Origin of the sequence: Flavobacterium frigoritolerans (assembly GCF_025847275.1) — a bacterium.
In the GTDB taxonomy this organism is placed as follows: domain Bacteria; phylum Bacteroidota; class Bacteroidia; order Flavobacteriales; family Flavobacteriaceae; genus Flavobacterium; species Flavobacterium frigoritolerans.
Genome location: NZ_JAOZEV010000011.1, coordinates 1 through 21179, shown reverse-complemented (window position 1 = coordinate 21179; position 21179 = coordinate 1). Strand labels below are relative to the sequence as shown.

Sequence of the window (21179 nt, the reverse complement as noted above, 5' to 3'; positions counted from 1 at the left end):
TAAATCAAAAACAAGAATCATAATTTCTATTTTTGTTTTGTAACTTTACAATCCCAACAATTCTAATATCAATAAATGAATTTTCAAGTAGCCTCAGATTATAGTCCAAAAGGAGATCAACCGCAAGCAATTGAAAAATTAACCCAAGGTATAATTGATGGTGAAAAATACCAAACTCTTCTTGGAGTTACAGGGTCAGGAAAAACATTTACAGTTGCTAATGTCATTCAGGAAGTGCAAAGACCAACATTGGTTTTGGCACACAATAAAACATTGGCAGCACAATTATATTCAGAATTCAAACAATTTTTCCCAAACAACGCCGTAGAATATTTCGTTTCATACTATGATTACTACCAGCCAGAAGCATTTATGCCAGTAACTGGAGTATTTATAGAGAAAGATTTATCTATTAACGAAGAGTTGGAAAAAATGCGTTTAAGCACAACATCTTCCCTACTTTCAGGACGACGCGATATATTAGTGGTAGCTTCCGTTTCTTGTTTATACGGTATCGGAAATCCTGTAGAATTCCAGAAGAATGTTATTGCTATAGAAAAAGATCAAGTTATTTCGAGAACCAAATTATTACATAGCCTAGTACAAAGTTTGTATTCAAGAACCGAAGCCGATTTTAATCCCGGAAGTTTTAGAATAAAAGGCGATACTGTTGAGGTATATCCTAGTTATGCAGATGATGGATACCGAATTCATTTTTTTGGAGATGAAATCGAAGAAATTGAATCCTTTGATATAAAAACTTCTCAGGTAATCGAGAAATTTAATAAACTTACTATTTACCCTGCCAATATGTTTGTTACATCACCAGATGTACTGCAAGGAGCAATATGGCAAATACAACAAGACTTGGTAAAACAAGTAGACTATTTTAAAGAAATAGGAAAGCATCTAGAAGCCAAACGACTAGAAGAACGTACCAATTTTGATTTAGAAATGATTCGCGAACTAGGTTATTGCTCAGGTATTGAAAACTATTCTCGCTATCTTGATGGAAGAGAAGCAGGAACAAGACCATTCTGTTTACTTGATTATTTTCCAGATGATTATTTAATGGTAGTCGATGAAAGTCACGTAACCTTATCACAAGTTCATGCTATGTATGGAGGAGACAGAAGCCGTAAAGAAAATCTTGTTGAGTATGGTTTCCGCTTACCTGCTGCAATGGATAATCGTCCTTTAAAGTTCGAAGAATTCGAAGCCATGCAAAACCAAGTAATTTATGTATCGGCTACTCCAGCAGATTATGAATTACAAAAAACAGACGGTGTATATGTAGAACAGGTAATTCGTCCAACAGGATTATTAGATCCAATTATCGAAGTACGCCCAAGTTTGAATCAAATTGATGATTTAATCGAAGAAATTCAGATACGTTGCGAATTAGACGAACGTGTTTTGGTAACCACTTTAACCAAAAGAATGGCCGAGGAATTAGCCAAATATTTAACCAAAGTTAATATTCGTTGCCGTTATATTCACTCTGATGTAGATACTCTGGAACGTATAGAAATTATGCAGGATTTACGAAAAGGAATTTTTGATGTTTTAATTGGAGTAAACTTACTTCGTGAAGGTTTAGATTTACCAGAAGTTTCACTAGTAGCAATTCTTGATGCCGATAAAGAAGGATTTTTGCGTAGCCATAGATCATTAACTCAAACTATTGGTCGTGCAGCGAGAAACCTCAACGGAAAAGCAATTATGTATGCTGACAAAATCACAGCAAGTATGCAAAAAACCATTGATGAAACCAATTATCGCCGTACAAAACAAATTAATTTCAATCTCGAACACAATCAAGTTCCACAGGCATTAAATAAAAAAATCGACAGTGCATTTATCAAAAATCCATTGGTAGAATATGAATTAGGTCATACTTTGAGTGAAGCAGCCGAGCCAGATACAGCTTACCTTTCTAAAGCTGAATTAGAGAAAATGATTCGTGAGAAACGCAAATCAATGGAAAAAGCTGCAAAAGAATTAGACTTTCTTCAGGCAGCAAAATTGCGTGATGATATTAAAAAGCTACAAGAACAATTGACTTAATTATGTTGCTCTTGAAAAATCTTCAATAATTTCTCAGGATCAATCATTGCGTTTGGAGCATTCTTCATTAAATTAAGAATACGCTTAGTAGCTATAGGATTTAATCCCATATCGATAGCAATTTGCTGTATTGCAGCCGCTTCTTTAACATGCAGTATACCATCGCAATGCATAATTAAAGCCAGCCTGTAAAATTGCTGAATACGCTGAAACTCCGATTTAATCACCAATGAAGGAGCTTCCTGATGAAATAAATCCTGAAACGTTACTTTGTCAATACGCAATTCATTAGCAACCAATGACAAAAAATCATACTCTCTCTTATGTAATTCTCCATCAACAGTTGAGAAAGATATTAGCTCTAAAAGTAAACTTATTTTTTCTGTATTAGTATTCATCAAATTCATATTTTTAGCTAAAATATTGCTTTTAAATTTAAAATACAAAAACGGCAGCTATGCAATTAATTATCAGAGCATACAATCTAAAATTAAAACACACTTTTAGGATTTCAAGAAAAACAATTGATTTTCAACCTACGGTAATTGTCGAATTAAAAAAGGATGGATATTCGGGTTTTGGTGAGGCAACATCCAATCCATATTATAATATCACTATCCCAATACTAGAAAATGATATCGAAAAAATTCGTCCAATAATAGAAGCTGTCGAACATGAAACTCCTGAAGAATTTTGGGCAAAAATAAATCCATTATTACAAGAAAATAAATTTGCGCTATGTGCCTTAGATAATGCTTACAATGATTGGTATGCAAGAAAAAAGAATATAAAACTATATCAGCTATGGAATTATTCTATTCAAAATAATCCATTAACTAATTATACCATCGGAATTGATTCTATCGAAAAAATGGTTTCTAAAATGGAAGAATTACCATGGCCAATTTATAAAATAAAACTAGGAACGCCCGAAGACATAGCCATTGTAACCGAATTAAGAAAACACAGTAATGCTGTTTTTAGGATTGACGCCAATTGTGGTTGGAATGTCGATGAAACAATTAAAAATGCTATTGAACTAAAAAAACTTGGAGTCGAATTTCTAGAACAACCGCTCAAAGCAGATGACTGGGAAGGACATCGTGAAGTCTTTAAACATTCCGTTTTACCTATTGTGGCAGACGAAAGTTGTATTATAGAAAGCGATATTGCCAAATGTCACAATCATTTTCACGGTGTAAATATAAAATTAATGAAATGTGGCGGTATCACTCCCGGACGACGAATGCTACAGGAAGCTAAGCAATTGGGATTAAAAACAATGATAGGCTGCATGACTGAATCTACAGTTGGAATTTCTGCAATTGCTCATTTATTACCAGAACTAGATTATGTTGATATGGATGGTCCCTTACTATTAGAAAAAGATATTGCAAGTGGCGTTATCATACAAAATGGAGCCATAAAATACGCCAAAGGTAACGGAACTGGAGTTATCTTGTATTAATCACAATTTCAATATAAGGAAAGTGACAATTCAATTACTTTTAAAACGTACCTTTGTAAAAAATTAAACGATGACAAATAACGATATCCTAAAAAAACTACGCGTAGCCTTAATGCTCCGTGACGACCAAATAGTTGAAATATTAGAATTGGTAGATTTTAGAATTTCAAAATCAGAGTTGGGTGCTTTTTTCAGAGCCGAAGACCATGAAAACTATATGGAATGCGGGGATCAAGTATTACGTAACTTCCTAAACGGATTAGTAATTCATTTAAGAGGAACAAAAGAAAACCCTAAGAATCCTAATGATGTTTTAGCAAAACACAAAGCAGAAATACCTGCTAAAGATAGCACAAAGGAAAGACCAGAGTTTAAAGCCAAATCAAAAGATGAGGAAAGATCAAGAGGAGATCAAGCTCCTTCTAAATCTGGAACTGCTGCAAAAAAACCTTTCAAAAAGAACAACAGTAAATCTGCTCCAAAAATACAAATAGTTGAAAAAGTAAAATTCAACTTCGGTAAAAACAAAAAATCCTAAGCTCACACTTAGGATTTTTTTTTACCCGATATGTTAAAGTCAAATCATTTTTGTGTTTTCAATCTCAATTCTGAATTCTTTTTGAATTCGAATCTGTATTTTTGTATAAATTTAGATTTTAAAACATGAAAAAAATTATTTTATTTTTAGCGCTTGTATTCATTACTCAAATAAATGCACAAGAACGTCCAAAACTAGTAGTTGGAATTGTTGTGGATCAAATGAAGATGGAATATCTCTATCGTTTCTCAGATGATTTTACAGCAAATGGTTTCAAAAAGCTTATGAATAACGGATACACGTTTCAAAACATGCATTACAATTACATGCCTACCTACACTGCACCAGGTCATGCATCCATTTACACAGGAACAACTCCTGCAACACATGGAATTGTAAGTAACGAATGGTTTAGCCGAAAATTAGGAAAACAAATGTATTGCACTGATGATGCTAATGTAGTAACAGTAGGTGATGGTACTAAAGAAGAAGGCGAAATGTCTCCAAAAAACTTATTAAGTACAACTATTACTGACGAGTTAAGAATGGCAACCAATTTTAAAGGAAAAGTAATTGGAGTAAGTCTTAAAGATCGTGGTGCAATTTTGCCAGCAGGACACTTTGCTAATTGGGCATTTTGGTACAGCAAAACTGGATCATTTATTTCTAGTACATTCTATGGAGATAAATTACCTGATTGGGTAACTCAATTTAATAGCGAAAAACACTATTTACCATACATAAACAAAGGTTGGGATTTATATAAACCAGTTGCTACTTACAACAAAAGTTTACCAGACAACAATCCATACGAAGGAAAATTATACAATAGTGAAGCTCCAGTTTTTCCATACAACTTAAAAGATATGTATGATAAAAATGATGCTGGAATTATCCGTTCTACTCCATTCGGAAATGATTTATTAGCTGAGTTTGCTATGAAAGCAATCGAAAAAGAAGAATTAGGAAAAGATAATATTACTGACTTCTTAACGGTTAGTTTTTCTTCTACAGATTACGTTGGACATTTATTAGGACCACGTTCTATGGAGTTACAAGATACTTATTTACGCTTAGATCAAACTATTGCCGATTTCTTAGCTTACCTTGACAAAACTGTTGGTAAAGATAATTACTTACTTTTCTTAACTGCTGATCATGCTGGAGCTGAGAATGTAAATTATCTTAAAGACAATAAATACAATGTAAATAGTATTAGCCCTAAAGATATCCGCAAAAACTTAAAAGATTTTTCAGTAAAAACTTTTGGTGCCGATTTGGTTTTAAATTATTCAAGCTTCAATTTATTTTTGAATAAAGAAATCATCAAAACTAAAAAACTGGAATTAACTAAAGTAAAACAAGCTTTCAAAGACTATTTAATGGCTCAGGATTACGTAAAAAGAGTATATACTGAAGAAGACATTTTGAATGCTACTGGTAATGATTACTATTTAAATTTCATTGTTAAAGGATACGATGTGACTCAAAACGGAGATTTAATTGTTCTGGACAAACCTGGTTATATCGAATATATGGGAACAGGAACTTCTCATGGAACGCCTTATACTTATGACACACACGTACCAGCAATTTTTTACGGATGGAATATTAAAAAAGGAGAATCATATAATAAAAAAGTGATTACTCAAATTGCTCCAACAATTGCACAAAAAATAAAAGTAACGTTCCCGAACGGAACAGAAGCAAATGTTCTTGAAGAAGTTTTAGATAAAAAATAATTTCTTCTTAACACACATAAAGAGGATGTCCGAAAAGTAATTTTCAGGCATCCTCTTTTTATTTAAACAATCTTATTCAAATTGCTCTAATAGCTATAACGATAGTGCGGAAATACTTTCCGTACCCATAACTCCATTTCGATAATCAGACATCAAGTTGATGCCTTTCTAAGTCCCAGAGGGCGATATATTTATAGCAATTCATAAAACCATTTTACAAAACCCCATTGGGATGATATATATATAGGAATCTGAAGAAAAACCAAAATATCGCTACGTTGTAGCTTCAATCCAACCCCCTTTTAATTTGCTATAAATAGGATGCTCCGCTGGAGCAATTATCAATCTTCTTTTCTAAACTGCCCTAAAAAAAAACTGTCCGAAAAATACTTTCCGAACAGTCTGTTTTTAAAACATCCTAATATAGAGTTTATCCTCTAAATCTATTTCTTACAATAATATCTTTAAGTTTAGCTTTTAAATCTTCGCCAGTGTCATAAACCATTTGTTCATTATTAGGAAATGGCACAGCACGTTTATTAAAATAAGTCATATAACTATCCTCGCAAGCACTCTTATCCCCTTTGTAAGTAGCATAAACATAATCAAAGATGAATTCGCTGGTTACAGGAAACGATTGCATTAACTGATTGGTCTTTAAATCAACGTAATCTACCTTTGCAGTTACCTGACAAGATTTAAATTGTCTGAACTCATATATATTAGCTCGAAGCGTTCTATAATTATCAACCTTTATTTCTCGGCCTAAACTGTCTTTAACTGGCTTACCTCTACCATCCAAAAGAGTTCTTACACCATCTTTAACCTGTCTTTCTTTAATAAACTCTTTTTCTTTAATTTGCTCTGGCGAAATAAATATCTCTCTAAAATTCAAAATTAAACTATAGTCGTAAACAACACTTTTTTGTCTAACACTATGGTAAACCGTCCATTTATCATTCAATCCGTACGTACTAAAATCTAATAAATCATTTTGAAGCTGTTTTGGAATAACCATGTTCGTTTCGTTTTTAGCATAAACATCCACAAAATCGGTACCTTTAAAAAGAGCTTCATCCATTAATTTTTTTGTGTTTTTATATCCCGGATTGATACTTTCCAGATAAGCAAAATCATCGTATGCCTTTCTAAAATCAAGCTTGTTTTTGGATTTTAAAAGTGCCGAAGCATTTTCATATAAATATTTTGACAATGCATTTTTGCTGCTTACAATTTGCGAAGAATAATTATCAAACGGAAAATAGGCATTCTTTCCTTGTTTCATTAATTGCAATGGCAACAATGGTCGTATTTTTTCCTGACGGTTATTTAATTGCATGTACGTATTGTAAACACGCTCAATGTTAGCTGGATTAGCCTCTTTTGCCATCAAATCTAGACTGCGTAAATCTCTGTCTTTAGCTTTAGCAAAAGCTTCTTCCAACAAGTAAACATAATCTTGTTTTCCTTTAGAATCTTTTTTGGTTCTTAATCCTTCAACCGCACGATCAATAGCCCCATCATAATTACCATCACTTAGCATTGATTGAGTGCTTTTTACACCACATGAAGAAAGTGCTAAGAACAATATTGAAAAAAGTAGAGTAATCTTTTTCATTTTATAAATTTTAAAGTGCAAATATATCAGTTTTAGATTGATTCAGATAAGTAGTAACTCAATTTTAAATTTAAGAAGTAAAAACTTTCAACTGAATTTACCTTGCTAATACAATCTAACTGACATAAAAATGGAGATGCACTGCTGTACGTCTAACAAATAGTTACTATTTTAATTTTTTTCTACTTCTTATTTGATAAGCAGCTTCCCAAAACAGTATAGATAAAACAGCATTCGCCATTAATGCAGTTTTGATTCCGTGAGCATCATATTTTGGAAATAGATGTAAATCTCCAAACTTCAGTGCTACGTATAAAGCTAAAAATGCAATTATAGCAGAGTACACTATATTTAATAAAGGTTTCCATTTTAATACCAAGAAAGAGAAAATAAGATTGATAAGAAGAAAACCACAACCTAAAGTTATAAATCTATGATCTTTTAATTTTTCGCCTAATGCCAATAAATATGAAGTTGAAAAGCTATAGGTAAAGAATAATATTGAATAAGCAAGAATACGGATTTGTAATTTCATTTTTTATTTTTTTAGTTCGCCGAAAATACAAATTAAAAATGAAGCTTTGATTAGGTTGGCTTTGATATCGACAAAAAAATGCGCAAAATCTAAAAAGACATTTGCGCATTTTTCTTTATAAAAAACTCTCTTTAGAGACTATTATTTCTCTTTTAGTAATTTTTCTAAATACTCTACTTTTTCCTTTTCAGCCTGAACCAAACGTTCGTAAAGTTCAACAACTTTATCTAAAGGGTTAAATGTACAAGCAGTATTATTTACAAAACTATGTGAAACAGCTTCATTAAAAGTATTGAAATAATTTATAACACCTTCATCAGAAAAATTTTCAATAGCTTCTACAGTTACTCCAAGTGCTTTTGCAATTTCAATAAGTTTGTCTTTATCAATTGTCTCGCTTGCTTCAATATTAGAAACTGATTGCTGACTCACTCCAATAGCATCCGCAAGCATTTCTTGTTTAATACCACGAAGCTCTCTAATTCGGCTTATATTTCTGCCAATGTGTTTTGGTTTAGTTGCTGTGCTCATAATTCAAAGGTATTTAAAATTCTTTAAAAAAATAGTAGTTGGTGAAAATTTCAAGTCCCAATATCCACAATCCTGTCATTTATGACAAGTTTGTGCAAAAACTCTATAAGGAATAAGATTTTTAAAATTGGCATGCTTTTTTTATAAATTAGTTATCGGGACGGAGTAAAAGATAAAGCTGGAAGCCTGACCCGAAGGAACACGAACGAAGTATTAAAAGTTTCGGAAGTTAAACTAGTTGATTAAAGATTGCACTGAGGCTTCGACTCCGCTCTGCCTGACAGTTGGAGTCAATATAAAACAAAAAATCCCAATCTATTTCTAAATTGGAATTTCTATAATTGACATTTTTTTTATTTTAAACTGCTGCAGCAACTTCTTGTGGCAACGGAATTTGATTTTTAAGAAGATCTTCGAATGTTTCGGCTTGGCGAATTAATATTCCTTGACCGTTCATCCATAAAACTTCGGCTGGTTTGTATCTTGAATTGTAGTTTGAGGCCATTGAGAAACAATATGCACCTGCATTTCTGAAAGATAAAATATCACCTTCGGTAATTTGTGCAATTCTACGGTTATTCGCAAATGTATCAGTTTCGCAAATGTACCCTACTACAGAGTAAAAACGCTCTTTCCCTTTTGGGTTTGAGATGTTTTCGATATGATGTGAAGAGCCATATAACATTGGACGAATTAAGTGATTAAAACCACTATCGATTCCAGCAAAAACAGTTGATGTTGTTTGTTTTACAACATTTACTTTTGCTAAAAAGAATCCTGCTTCACTCACTAAAAATTTACCTGGTTCGAAAATCAAGGTTAAATCTTTACCATATTCTGCACAGAAAGAATTGAATCTTTTTGATAATTTTTTACCTAATTCTTCGATATCAGTTTCGATATCATCTTTTTTGTATGGTACTTTAAAACCACTTCCAAAATCTAAAAACTCTAAATTTTTGAAGTTTTTAGCTGTATCGAATAAGATTTCTGCAGCATACAAGAATACTTCAATATCCAAAATATCAGATCCTGTGTGCATGTGAATTCCCACAATGCTCATTTTTGTATTTTCAACAATTCGCAATAAATGTGGTATTTGATGTACCGAAATTCCGAATTTGCTATCAATATGTCCTACAGAAATATTTGCATTTCCTCCTGCCATTACATGCGGATTAATACGAATACAAACTGGTGTATTTGGATATTTAGTTCCGAATTGCTCCAGAATAGATAAATTGTCGATGTTTATTTGTACACCCATTGCAGCAACTTCTTCAATTTCTTCTAAAGAAACTCCATTTGGTGTATAAAAAATTCTTTCAGGCTCATATCCAGCGTGAAGTCCTAGTAATACTTCTTGAATAGATACTGTGTCTAATCCAGACCCCATATCCTTTAACAACTGAAGTATGGCAACATTAGACAAAGCCTTCATGGCATAGTTAATTCTAAGATGTTCTACTTTAGAGAACGCTTTAGTTAACCTGTTGTATTGTGATTGGATTTTTTCAGCATCATACACATATAATGGACTTCCAAATTGGTCTGCTAATTGCAGTAAATCTTTTGATTGCATTGTTAAACTATTTTTGACAAATTTATTACTCTTTTGTATACCCACCAATAAAATGTAAAATAATAACAAATTATAACAATTTGTTTAAAATCAAACAATTTATGCGTTATTTTAAATTTATATAAAATCCTCTTTAGGTACTAAGTCGCTAATATTCTAAGATACTAAGTTTTTTGCCACGAATTACATAAAAAAGTCGCTAAGATTCTTGTGTTTAAAATAAAACTTAGAACCTTAGCGACTTAGTATCTTAGAACCTTTAAAAATTATAGACTTGGTAAGTCCCCGCTTCCTTTTGTTGGTAAATTTGTAGATCCCATTAAATATAAATCTACTTCTCTTGCAGCCTCACGGCCTTCTGAAATTGCCCAAACAATTAAGGATTGCCCTCTTCGCATATCACCAGCTGTAAAAATATGTGGCACATTTGTTTGATAATTTGTCGCTTTGTAATTGCTTCTCATATCCAACTGTAAACCTAATTGATCGCTTAAAGTTTTTTCTGGTCCAGTAAATCCAAGTGCCAATAATGCTAAATCACATGGCCAAATTTTCTCTGAACCTTCTTTTTCTATAAGTTCTGGTCGTTGTCCTGGTGTCATTTTCCAAGCTACTTCAACGGTTTTTAAACCTACTAATTCTCCTTTTTCGTTTGCAAGAAACTCTTTGGTATTAATTAACCAGTTTCTGTCACAACCTTCTTCGTGTGAAGATGATGTTTTAAGTTGCAACGGCCAAAATGGCCAAGGTGTAGATTCGCTTCTTCCAACTGGTGGTTTAGGCAAAATCTCAAAATTAGTAACCGATTTTGCTCCATGTCTGTTTGAAGTTCCGATACAATCTGATCCTGTATCCCCTCCTCCAATAACAATAACATCTTTACCAGTTGCTTTTATTTGATTAGGAATTTCTTCCCCAAATAAAACTTTTGTTTGTTGTGTTAAAAAATCCATTGCCTGAACAACTCCTTTGCTTTCGATTCCTTTTGTCGGCAAGCTTCTTCTTTCAGTCGCTCCTCCACATAAAACAATTGAGTCAAATGTATTTAGTTCTTCGATACTGTAATTTACTCCAACATTTACATTGGTTTTAAATACAATCCCTTCAGCTTCTAAGATTACCACACGTCTGTCGATTATTCCTTTTTCTAATTTAAAATTAGGAATTCCGTAACGTAGTAATCCACCAATTGCATTGTCTCTTTCAAAAACGGTAACGGTATGTCCAGCTCTGTTTAATTGTTGTGCCGCTGCCAAACCTGCAGGACCTGAACCAATAACTGCAACTGTTTTTCCAGTTCTCTTTTTTGGTGGTTGTGGTTTAATCCAACCTTCAGCAAAACCTCTTTCGATAATGTTTTTTTCGATATTTTCAATCGCAACAGGTTCTTTAATAATTCCTAACACACATGATTTCTCACATGGAGCCGGACATAAACGACCTGTAAATTCTGGAAAGTTATTTGTTGATTGCAAAATCTTTAAAGCACTCTCCCACTCTTCCTGATGTACCATGTCGTTAAAATCTGGAATTAAATTTCCTAACGGACATGCACTGTGGCAAAATGGGATACCGCAATCCATACATCTTGAACCTTGTTCTTTAATCTTATCTTTTTCTAAGGTTATCGTAAACTCATTATAGTTTGAGACACGCTCCTTAACAGCAATATTACTTTCGTCTGCTCTATTATATTCTTTAAATCCACCTATCTTACCCATGTCATTTTTATTAAATTTAGTTGTGAGATATTAGATGTGAGAACTAAGTTGAAAAACTCAAACTTAGTACCTCTGCACCTTTGTAACTCAGAACCTTTTAATCAGCTATTAGTTCTTCGATTTTCTTTTCTTCTGCTATTCTTTGTAATGCCTTTTTATAATCTGTTGGCATTACTTTGATGAAATGTTCCTGTTCGTTTTCCCAGTCAGCCAAAAGTCTTTTTGCTAATGGACTATTGGTGTACAACGAGTGATTCTTGATTAAACGTCTCAACTTAATAACATCATCCTCTTCCATTGGGTCGAATGCAACCATTTCCATGTTACATAAAGTAGAATCAAATTTTTTATTCTTGTCGTAAACGTAAGCAACACCACCACTCATTCCTGCAGCAAAATTTCTTCCGGTTTTACCCAAAATAACAACCGTTCCTCCAGTCATGTATTCGCAACCGTGATCTCCAATTCCTTCTACAACTGCTGTTGCTCCAGAATTTCTCACACAAAAACGTTCTCCGGCCATACCATTAATGTAAGCTTCACCAGTAATAGCTCCGTAAAGAGCAACGTTACCAATAATAATATTTTCCTCAGGTTTGAAAGTTGCCGTTGGTGGAACTTTAATAATAAGTTTTCCTCCAGAAAGTCCTTTCCCTAAATAATCATTACAGTTTCCGTGAATTTTAAATGACAATCCATTTGTAGCAAATGCTCCAAAACTTTGTCCTGCAGAGCCTTCAAAATCGACTAATATAGTATCTTCAGGTAATCCTTGTGCACCATATATTTTTGAAATTTCATTACTTAAAATTGCACCTACTGAACGGTCTGTATTCTTAATCTTGAAATTAACTCTTGTTTTTTCTTTTCTATAAATAGAAGGAATTGCTTCTTTTATAATTGCAAAATCCAATACGTTTTCTAAAGCGTGATCTTGTGTAGTTGTATTGTGATTCGGAACTGTTTTTGCCTTTTCTGGTTTGTAAAGAATCGAAGACAAGTCTAATCCATTTGCTTTATAATGCTTGATCGCTTTATTCACATTTAATTTTTGTGATTGCCCTACCATTTCTTTTAAAGTTCTGAATCCTAATTGTGCCATGATTTCTCTTAACTCCTCTGCAATAAAATACATGAAGTTGATTACATGCTCTGGCGTTCCTTTGAAATTTTTTCTTAATTCCGGATCCTGAGTTGCAATACCAACTGGGCAAGTATTTAAGTGACAAGCCCTCATCATGATACATCCTGAAGCTACAAGCGGCGCAGTCGCAAAACCAAATTCTTCTGCTCCTAATAAAGCTGCAATGGCTACATCACGACCTGTTTTTAACTGACCATCACACTCTAAAACAACACGACTTCTTAAATCATTTAAGATTAAAGTTTGTTGTGCTTCGGCCAAACCAAGTTCCCAAGGAATACCCGTATGTTGTAAAGATGTTAATGGTGCAGCTCCAGTTCCTCCATCATAACCAGAAATCAAGATCACATCGGCTTTTGCTTTTGCAACACCGGCAGCGATTGTTCCAACTCCAACTTCTGAAACTAATTTCACATTTACACGTGCTTCACGATTGGCATTTTTTAAATCGAAAATCAATTGAGATAAATCTTCAATAGAATAAATATCGTGGTGAGGTGGTGGAGAAATAAGACCAACATAAGGTGTTGAATTTCTAGTTTCTGCAATCCAAGGCACTACTTTTTCACCTGGTAATTGTCCTCCTTCTCCAGGTTTTGCACCTTGAGCCATTTTAATTTGAATCTCTTTAGCATTTGTCAAGTAATTGATTGAAACACCAAATCTTCCTGAAGCAACTTGCTTAATAGCACTATTTCTAGAATCTCCGTTAATTTCTTTCTGGAAACGTTTTGGATCTTCTCCTCCTTCACCAGAATTACTTTTTCCTCCAATTCTGTTCATTGCAATCGCTAAATTCTCATGTGCCTCTCTACTGATAGATCCATAAGACATTGCTCCTGTTTTGAATTTTTTCACAATTTCTGTCCAAGGTTCTACTTCATCAATAGAAATTGGATCCAAATTATTGAATTCAAACAAACCTCTAATTGTCATAAGATTCGAGCTTTGCTCATTGACCATGTCAGAGTATTCTTTATAACTTTCAGGGCTGTTTAATCGAACTGCTTGTTGCAATTTCGCAATTGTAGTTGGATTAAACATGTGTTTTTCACCTGACCTTCTCCATCTGTAAATTCCTCCAATTTCTAATGGCAATAAATTAGCAATTTTAGAATTTGGAAATGCTTTTTGATATCTTTTCTTAACTTCTTTTTCAATTTCCATCAAACCAATTCCTTCAATTCGAGATGGTGTGTATGGAAAATATTTAGTTGAAAATGTCTTATTTAATCCTAAGATTTCAAAAATTTGTGCTGCTCTATACGAATGTAATGTAGAGATACCAATTTTGTTCATAATCTTAAGAATCCCTTTTGCAATAGCTTTATTATAATTTGCAATCGCATAATCGGCTTTTATTCCAGTAATAAAACCTTGCTCAACCTGATTATGAATAATTTCATTTACCATATATGGATTGATAGCACTAGCGCCATAACCAAATAATAAGGCGAAATGATGTGGTTCACGAGGTTCTGCCGATTCGATTATAATTCCGAATTTAGAACGAACCTGTAAAATATTCAATGAATGGTGAACATAAGAACAAGCCAACAACATTGGTATTGGCGCCAATTCTTTGCTTACTCCTCTATCTGAAAGAATAATAATATTATGTCCTTCGTTTACAGCTTTGTAAGTTGCCTGAACACATTTTTCTAAAGCACGTTCTAACCCATTTACTCCTTTTTCTATTTTATATAAAGTAGAAATAGTTGCTGTTTTAAAATCGGCGTGATCTATATTTTTAATTTTATCTAAATCCTCTTTAGAGATAACTGGATTTTGGATTTTTAATTTTTTGCATTGCTTTGATTCAATTTCGAAAATATTAAAATCGCCTCCTACCGCTAAACTGATATCTGTAATAATCTCTTCACGAATACCATCCAAAGGCGGATTAGTTACCTGAGCAAATAATTGTTTGAAATAATTATACAATAATTGCGGTTGCTCCGATAAAACTGCCAATGGCGTATCATTACCCATTGAGCTAATCGCTTCGGCACCCTGAGATCCCATTGGATTGATTATTGTTTTTAAATCTTCGATTGTATAACCAAATAATCGTTGTCTTGTTTCAAAATCAATACTTTCTACAGGAGTTGGATTATTAGTATATGGTACTTTTGCTAATGGCAACAAATTTTCATTAAGCCATTCTTTATAAGGTCGTTTTGTTACAATAGAATTTTTAATCTCTTCATCCTCAATAATACGACCTGCGTTCATATCAACCAAGAACATTTTCCCTGGCTCTAAACGACCGTGTTGTACTACATCTTCAGGATTAACATCAAGAACCCCAATCTCTGATGACATGATTACAAAACCACTTTTTGTTAATGTATAACGAGAAGGTCGTAATCCATTTCTATCAAGTAAAGCACCAATTACGTTTCCATCAGTAAACGGAATTGAAGCCGGTCCATCCCAAGGTTCCATAATGCAAGCATTATATTCATAAAATGCTTTTTTATCTTCTGACATTGTTTGATGTTTCTCCCAAGCCTCTGGCACAACCATCATCATTGCTTCTGGTAGCGATCTTCCTGTCATTAACAGTAATTCAACCACCATATCCATAGAAGCTGAATCTGATTTTCCTTCTAATATAATAGGGAATAACCTTTTAATATCATCTCCAAAAATATCACTTTGCATCAATTCTTCACGAGCTCTCATTCTGCTAATGTTACCACGAAGCGTATTGATTTCTCCATTGTGACACATGTATCTAAATGGCTGAGCCAACTCCCAAGAAGGGAAAGTATTTGTAGAGAAACGTTGGTGCACTAATGCTAAACGTGTTACTAAATCGGTATCTTTTAAATCGATAAAATAACCACTAATATCTTCTGGCATCAATAAACCTTTATATATAATGGTTGTTGTAGATAAACTAGAAAAATAAAACATATGACTCTCAGAAGTTTTAGAATTTCTGACAGCATGTTCTGCTATTTTACGTGCTGCAAATAACTTCGCATTAAATTGTTGTTCTGTTAGCTCCTGTCCATTTTTACCAACAAAAACCTGTTTAACAGTCGGTTCTTTTTCTGCCGCAATCTCTCCTAAACTATTAACATCAACTGGGACGTCTCTCCAGCCAAGTATAGTCAGGTTTTGTTCTTTTATGGTTGTTTCAAATGCATTAATACAAAATGCAACTTGGTTTTTACTTTTAGGTAAAAAAACCATTCCTACTCCATACTCACGTGTTTCAGGGATTTCAAAATCACAAACTTTTTTAAAAAAATCATGTGGGATATCAAATAAAATTCCAGCACCGTCTCCAGTTCTTCCATCAGAACTAACTGCACCACGATGTTCCAATTTTATTAAGATATCCAATGCTTTATGAATGATGTCATTAGACTTAATACCATTCAAATTACAAATAAATCCTGCACCACAATTGTCGTGTTCAAATTCGGGCAGATATAGCCCTTGTTCTTTAACTTTCATTCTTGATATTTTTTTTACAAAAATAAAGATTCCGTTAAACATAATGTATCAAACAAACCGTATCGCTTACATTTTTATAGTAATATTAGAAAAACAATCCTAAATTGTCAATAACATTATTTAACCCACCCCGAATTGACAAAATCATAATTCAAATTTCATTTTTAGAAACAAAATCCACATTATGCATCAAAATATGCACTATTTTATGTTAAACCTCAAACGATATAGTGTCTTTAAATTAACATTCCTTACACAATTATTTAACTCAAAATTCTAATTAATTTTAAAGAAATCGTAAAGCAAAATAAGTCTTGCTTTTTATTCTAAAAAGATTTCTTTTTAAAGTTGATTTTTGTTATTTTTGTCCCACTTTTATTCTGAAATTAATTCAGAACCAGACAAATTCTATATTATGAACATACACGAATATCAAGGAAAAGAAATTTTAGCTAGTTACGGAGTACGCATTCAACGCGGAATTGTGGCTAATAATGCGGTTGAAGCTGTGGCTGCTGCAAAACAATTAACTGCTGAGACTGGTACAGGATGGCACGTTATTAAAGCACAAATTCACGCAGGTGGACGTGGAAAAGGTGGTGGAGTTAAGTTAGCTAAAAACTTACAACAAGTTGAAGAAATAGCTGAACAAATCATCGGAATGCAATTGATTACACCTCAAACTTCTGCTGAGGGTAAAAAAGTAAATAAAATTTTAGTTGCTGAAGATGTTTACTATCCTGGTGAAAGCGAAACTTCTGAATTCTACGTTTCTGTTTTATTGAATAGAGGTACAGGTCGTAACATGATTATGTATTCTACTGAAGGAGGAATGGATATTGAAGAAGTTGCTGAACATACACCACATTTAATTTTTACAGAAGAGGTTGATCCATCTGTAGGATTACAAGGTTTTCAAGCAAGAAGAATTGCCTTTAACTTAGGTCTTTCTGGAAATGCTTTTAAAGAAATGGTTAAATTCATTGACTCATTATACAATGCATATATTGGTTCTGATGCTTCTATGTTTGAAATCAACCCAGTATTAAAAACATCTGATAATAAAATCATGGCTGTTGATGCTAAAGTAAATATTGACGATAATGCTTTATACAGACAACCAAAATATGCTGAAATGCGCGATATTCGTGAGGAGAACCCAATCGAAGTTGAAGCAAAAGAAGTAGGTTTAAACTATGTAGATCTTGACGGTACTGTAGGATGTATGGTAAATGGTGCAGGATTAGCAATGGCAACTATGGATTTAATTAAGTATGCTGGTTTCGAACCTGCAAACTTCCTTGACGTAGGTGGTACTGCTGATGCTAAGCGTGTTGAAACTGCTTTCCGTATCATCTTAAAAGATCCTAACGTAAAAGCTATCTTGATTAACATCTTTGGAGGAATCGTTCGTTGTGACCGTGTAGCTCAAGGAGTTGTAGATGCTTACAAAAACATGGGAGACGCTATTAAAGTGCCAATCATTGTTCGTTTACAAGGTACAAATGCTGCTATTGCAAAAGAACTAATTGACAATTCTGGTATGCCAATTTTATCAGCTGTAGAATTTCAAGAAGCTGCTGACCAAGTTAAAGCTGCACTTTCTTAATTATCTAAGAAAACAATTATATACAAAAAATCCTAAGCTTATGCTTAGGATTTTTTTTTACTTTAAACTTACGTCTACTTTAAAATCGCAGCCAACTCTACTATTTCAAAATTAGGATCATTTTTAACAAATTCTCTTATTATTGCAGCATGACTTGCTCCCAACAAAACCATTATCTTATCATCCTTGGCTTCTGTAAGCTTTTGAATTAAAGAATACATATAAAGATTTCTTCGATACCATTCTGAAACCAAATAGGCACCCACAAAATTGTCAACTGCTCCAACTCTATTAGCTATTCCTAAATACCATTCTCGATCAATCTTGATCGATTCTTTTGAATTCAAATCCAAAAGAAGCTTAGTTAAAGTGTATTTCGAAATTTTTTCATTTTGACTTTTCTCATAGTTTACCATTTCTATTTCATTACTTTTTAATAAATCCAACTGATTTGCTTCTTTCATCCCTTTCAATAAACTATCATAAGGAAAAGAAGTCTGATTATAATCTATCGCAAAAAGTTTCTTATGCCCCAATTTTTTAGCGGATCTTAATGCTAATTGCACTATTTCATCAGCCTTATTATTTAGCAAACTATCTGTGTTTTTTGCATAAAACTTATCTAGCTTATCCTGTTTCTTATAATTCCATTCTACAAAAATTTTATTCGGACCAAACTCTACAATTTTATCAGTAATACTTACCAGTTCCTTCTTACTTTTATCTGTCATAACATTAAAAGTATTGACTTTGGCAACGTCTAGTCCAGGATTTGCAAAATGGAAACTTCCAATTAATAAGATTTGCTTCTTCTTAGTTTGAGCAAAAGAACTACTGAATACAACTAAAAAGACAAGCAACAAAGAGATTTTTTTCATGATGATTTATTTTAAATTCATCACAAAAATAGAGTTGCGTTTAAGAATAATTTTTATTTTTTGACAAACAGTAAATTTCAGATTACAAAACGTTTCGAATCTATCCTTAAAAATATTCATGTACTATTTTCAGCAGTTCATCCTGAGAAATAAAGGTTTTGTATAAATATAATTATCTTTCAAAGCCATAGTTGTATTTTTGAAATAACAAATCCCTAACTATGAAGCTGAAGATTCCGTTTTACTACCATATCATTCTTTTTTTAGGATTATTTCTACTCTTTAACCTATGGGATTTTGGAATAAACAACCAAAAATTAGAATTCATTTTCAATAAAATATATTTTTTATTTAATGTGGGGTTTATAGGAGCAATTTTCATCGTTTATCTTCTAAATTTTTACATCTTTTGCAATTGGTTTTTGAATAAGAAAAAAATATTCCTGTATTTAATAAGCATCCCTATTACATTACTAATCTTCGCAGGGGTACGCTATCTTCTACAGGAAGTCATTATTTTTCAAATTACAGGAATTCATAATTATGCCGAAACAACAAGAGAAATAACATACTACATTCGGGATAATTTTTTCTTTGGATTACCAGCTGTAATTCTGAGCTCTTTAATCTTTTTAATTTGGCAGTTTCAACAAACACAAAAACAAAACCAACAATTGCTCTTAGAGAATAAAAAAGCAGAGTTCCAAATGCTAAAATCTCAAGTAAGTCCGCATTTCCTATTTAACACTTTAAATTCATTTTACAGTCAGTTAATAGGTAAAGATGACGAAATAGCTTCAGATATTTTAGTATTGTCTGATTTGCTTCGCTATGTAATAACCGAAACGGATAAAGACGAAGCTTTACTTTCAAAAGAAATTCAATTTATCAAAAACTACATTCATTTACAGCAAAAAAGATTTGAGGATCAGCTTCATTTAGATTTTTCTATAAAGGGAGATTGTACTATTGAAAAGATACTTCCATCTGTTTTAATTCATTTTATTGAAAACGTTTTTAAACATGGAAAAATGAACAATATAAATCAAAAAGCCATTATTTCAATAAATATTGATAATGATTACCTAGAGATTTCTACCTTTAATCACTTCGTAGAAGGCGAAAATTATTCTTCAACTGGAATTGGTTTTAAAAATCTAATCAAGCGATTAGAATACACTTATAATAACAATTTCACATTAAATAAAACATCAGAAAACAATACCTTTAAAACCTACTTAAAAATACCTTTAAAAAATAATTTATGATATTTAAATGCCTTATTGTCGATGATGAACCACCAGCAACTCGTATTTTAAAAAAGTATATTGAAAAAGTATTTTTTCTCGAAGAAATAGGCGTTTTTAATGATTCCTTAAAAGCTTTAGAGTTCCTAAATTCAAATAAGGTTGATGTAATATTTTTAGATATACAAATGCCTCAACTCACAGGATTGCAACTTTCCCGAATCATTTCTAAAGATGTTAAAATAATTTTTACAACTGCATATCCAGACTTTGCATTAGAAGGATTTGAATTGAATGCGGTTGATTATTTACTGAAACCTATTGCTTTTGAACGTTTTTATCAAGCAGTTTCTAAATTAAATTCTGATTCGAAAACAGAATCCTTAAATAATAACTCATCTGACTTTATTTTTATAAAAACTGACGGTAAAAATAAATTTCATAAGTTATTTTTAAATGACATTTTGTATATAGAAAGCCTACAAAATTATGTTTGCATTCATACAGCAAAACAACAAATTATAACACATTCCTCTTTAAAAAATATAATTGAATCTTTACCCCAAAATGATTTCATTCAAATTCATAAATCCTATGTAGTCGCTTTTAAACAAATTGAATCTACCGATAGCTTCTCTGTTTTTATTAATACTAAAGAATTGCCTATTGGGGCAACATATAAAGAAGCTTTTTTTGAGCGAATTGATAAAAATAAAATATAACTAATCACAACAAATATAGGCGATACCTAATTACTAGATTTAGAAGTCAATTTAGAGGAGTACGAAAAGTAGATTCCTTCTTATTCAAATTATCCAATCTTTTTGGATAATCCCCAACTTTTGCGTTTGATCCTTTTTTTGTAACTCCATAGATTTTTAACCGCAAAGGGCGCTAAGATTTACACTAAGTTTACAAAGTTTTGCGCGCTTTGCGTTTTTTTAACTTTGCGCCCTTTGCGATAAAATCTTTTTCCTTAATTATCCAAAAAATAAGGCAAAAAAAAATCCCTATCAAGTAAATGATAG

15 protein-coding genes are annotated in these 21179 nt (G+C 32.5%); 7 read left to right on the top strand and 8 right to left on the bottom strand.

The features are described 5' to 3' along the window. Window positions 1–75: 75 nt before the first annotated feature. Window positions 76–2067, top strand: coding sequence for an excinuclease ABC subunit UvrB (gene uvrB / locus OIU80_RS13825; RefSeq protein WP_264287591.1), 1992 nt, complete (start codon window positions 76–78; stop codon window positions 2065–2067). On the opposite strand, the gene OIU80_RS13820 is transcribed toward uvrB, so the two are convergent. Next, window positions 2064–2465, bottom strand: coding sequence for an excinuclease ABC subunit B (locus OIU80_RS13820; protein ID WP_264287590.1), 402 nt, complete (start codon window positions 2463–2465; stop codon window positions 2064–2066). The genes uvrB and OIU80_RS13820 overlap by 4 nt on opposite strands. 59 nt (window positions 2466–2524) lie before the next feature. On the opposite strand from OIU80_RS13820, the gene OIU80_RS13815 reads away from it, so the two are divergent. The 3 genes from OIU80_RS13815 (at window position 2525) to pafA (ending at window position 5815) form a co-directional block, all read left to right on the top strand. Further along, window positions 2525–3535, top strand: a complete 1011-nt coding sequence (locus OIU80_RS13815; protein ID WP_264287589.1) for a dipeptide epimerase — start codon at window positions 2525–2527, stop codon at window positions 3533–3535. Window positions 3536–3605: 70 nt separating this feature from the next. Further along, window positions 3606–4073, top strand: coding sequence for a DUF1456 family protein (locus OIU80_RS13810; RefSeq protein ID WP_264287588.1), 468 nt, complete (start codon window positions 3606–3608; stop codon window positions 4071–4073). 125 nt (window positions 4074–4198) lie between these two features. Next, window positions 4199–5815: an alkaline phosphatase PafA gene (pafA, locus tag OIU80_RS13805; RefSeq protein WP_264287587.1), complete on the top strand. Its 1617-nt coding sequence runs from the start codon at window positions 4199–4201 to the stop codon at window positions 5813–5815. A gap of 430 nt (window positions 5816–6245) precedes the next feature. On the opposite strand, the gene OIU80_RS13800 is transcribed toward pafA, so the two are convergent. From OIU80_RS13800 to gltB, 6 genes are all read right to left on the bottom strand, one after another. Further along, window positions 6246–7433 carry a hypothetical protein gene (locus OIU80_RS13800; RefSeq protein WP_264287586.1) on the bottom strand — a complete coding sequence of 396 codons (1188 nt, stop codon included), beginning with the start codon at window positions 7431–7433 and terminating at the stop codon, window positions 6246–6248. 166 nt (window positions 7434–7599) lie between these two features. Then, the gene (locus tag OIU80_RS13795; RefSeq protein ID WP_264287585.1) at window positions 7600–7968 is read right to left on the bottom strand and encodes a hypothetical protein; all 369 of its coding nucleotides are present in this window, start codon (window positions 7966–7968) and stop codon (window positions 7600–7602) included. Between the two features lie 141 nt (window positions 7969–8109). Continuing rightward, on the bottom strand, window positions 8110–8499 hold the full coding sequence (locus OIU80_RS13790) for a helix-turn-helix domain-containing protein (protein ID WP_264287584.1): 390 nt from the start codon (window positions 8497–8499) through the stop codon (window positions 8110–8112). A 358-nt stretch (window positions 8500–8857) separates the two neighbouring features. Continuing rightward, entirely contained in the window at window positions 8858–10081 is a 1224-nt protein-coding gene (gene lysA, locus OIU80_RS13785) for a diaminopimelate decarboxylase (protein ID WP_129539505.1), read from the bottom strand. Window positions 10082–10347: 266 nt separating this feature from the next. Beyond that, window positions 10348–11802 (bottom strand): glutamate synthase subunit beta, encoded by a 1455-nt coding sequence (locus OIU80_RS13780; RefSeq protein ID WP_264287583.1) that lies wholly within the window; start codon window positions 11800–11802, stop codon window positions 10348–10350. A 97-nt stretch (window positions 11803–11899) separates the two neighbouring features. Then, window positions 11900–16417: a glutamate synthase large subunit gene (gene gltB, locus OIU80_RS13775; RefSeq protein ID WP_264287582.1), complete on the bottom strand. Its 4518-nt coding sequence runs from the start codon at window positions 16415–16417 to the stop codon at window positions 11900–11902. A gap of 415 nt (window positions 16418–16832) precedes the next feature. Here gltB and sucC point away from each other — a divergent pair, with 415 nt between their 5' ends. After that, window positions 16833–18026 carry an ADP-forming succinate--CoA ligase subunit beta gene (gene sucC, locus OIU80_RS13770; protein WP_195735871.1) on the top strand — a complete coding sequence of 398 codons (1194 nt, stop codon included), beginning with the start codon at window positions 16833–16835 and terminating at the stop codon, window positions 18024–18026. A gap of 74 nt (window positions 18027–18100) precedes the next feature. On the opposite strand, the gene OIU80_RS13765 is transcribed toward sucC, so the two are convergent. After that, on the bottom strand, window positions 18101–18904 hold the full coding sequence (locus tag OIU80_RS13765) for a DUF5694 domain-containing protein (protein ID WP_264287581.1): 804 nt from the start codon (window positions 18902–18904) through the stop codon (window positions 18101–18103). Between the two features lie 422 nt (window positions 18905–19326). Between OIU80_RS13765 and OIU80_RS13760 the strand changes: the two genes are divergently transcribed. Further along, on the top strand, window positions 19327–20172 hold the full coding sequence (locus OIU80_RS13760) for a sensor histidine kinase (protein WP_264287580.1): 846 nt from the start codon (window positions 19327–19329) through the stop codon (window positions 20170–20172). Next, the gene (locus OIU80_RS13755) at window positions 20169–20873 is read left to right on the top strand and encodes a LytR/AlgR family response regulator transcription factor (protein WP_264287579.1); all 705 of its coding nucleotides are present in this window, start codon (window positions 20169–20171) and stop codon (window positions 20871–20873) included. The genes OIU80_RS13760 and OIU80_RS13755 overlap by 4 nt, the downstream gene beginning before the upstream one ends. Window positions 20874–21179: the final 306 nt, after the last annotated feature.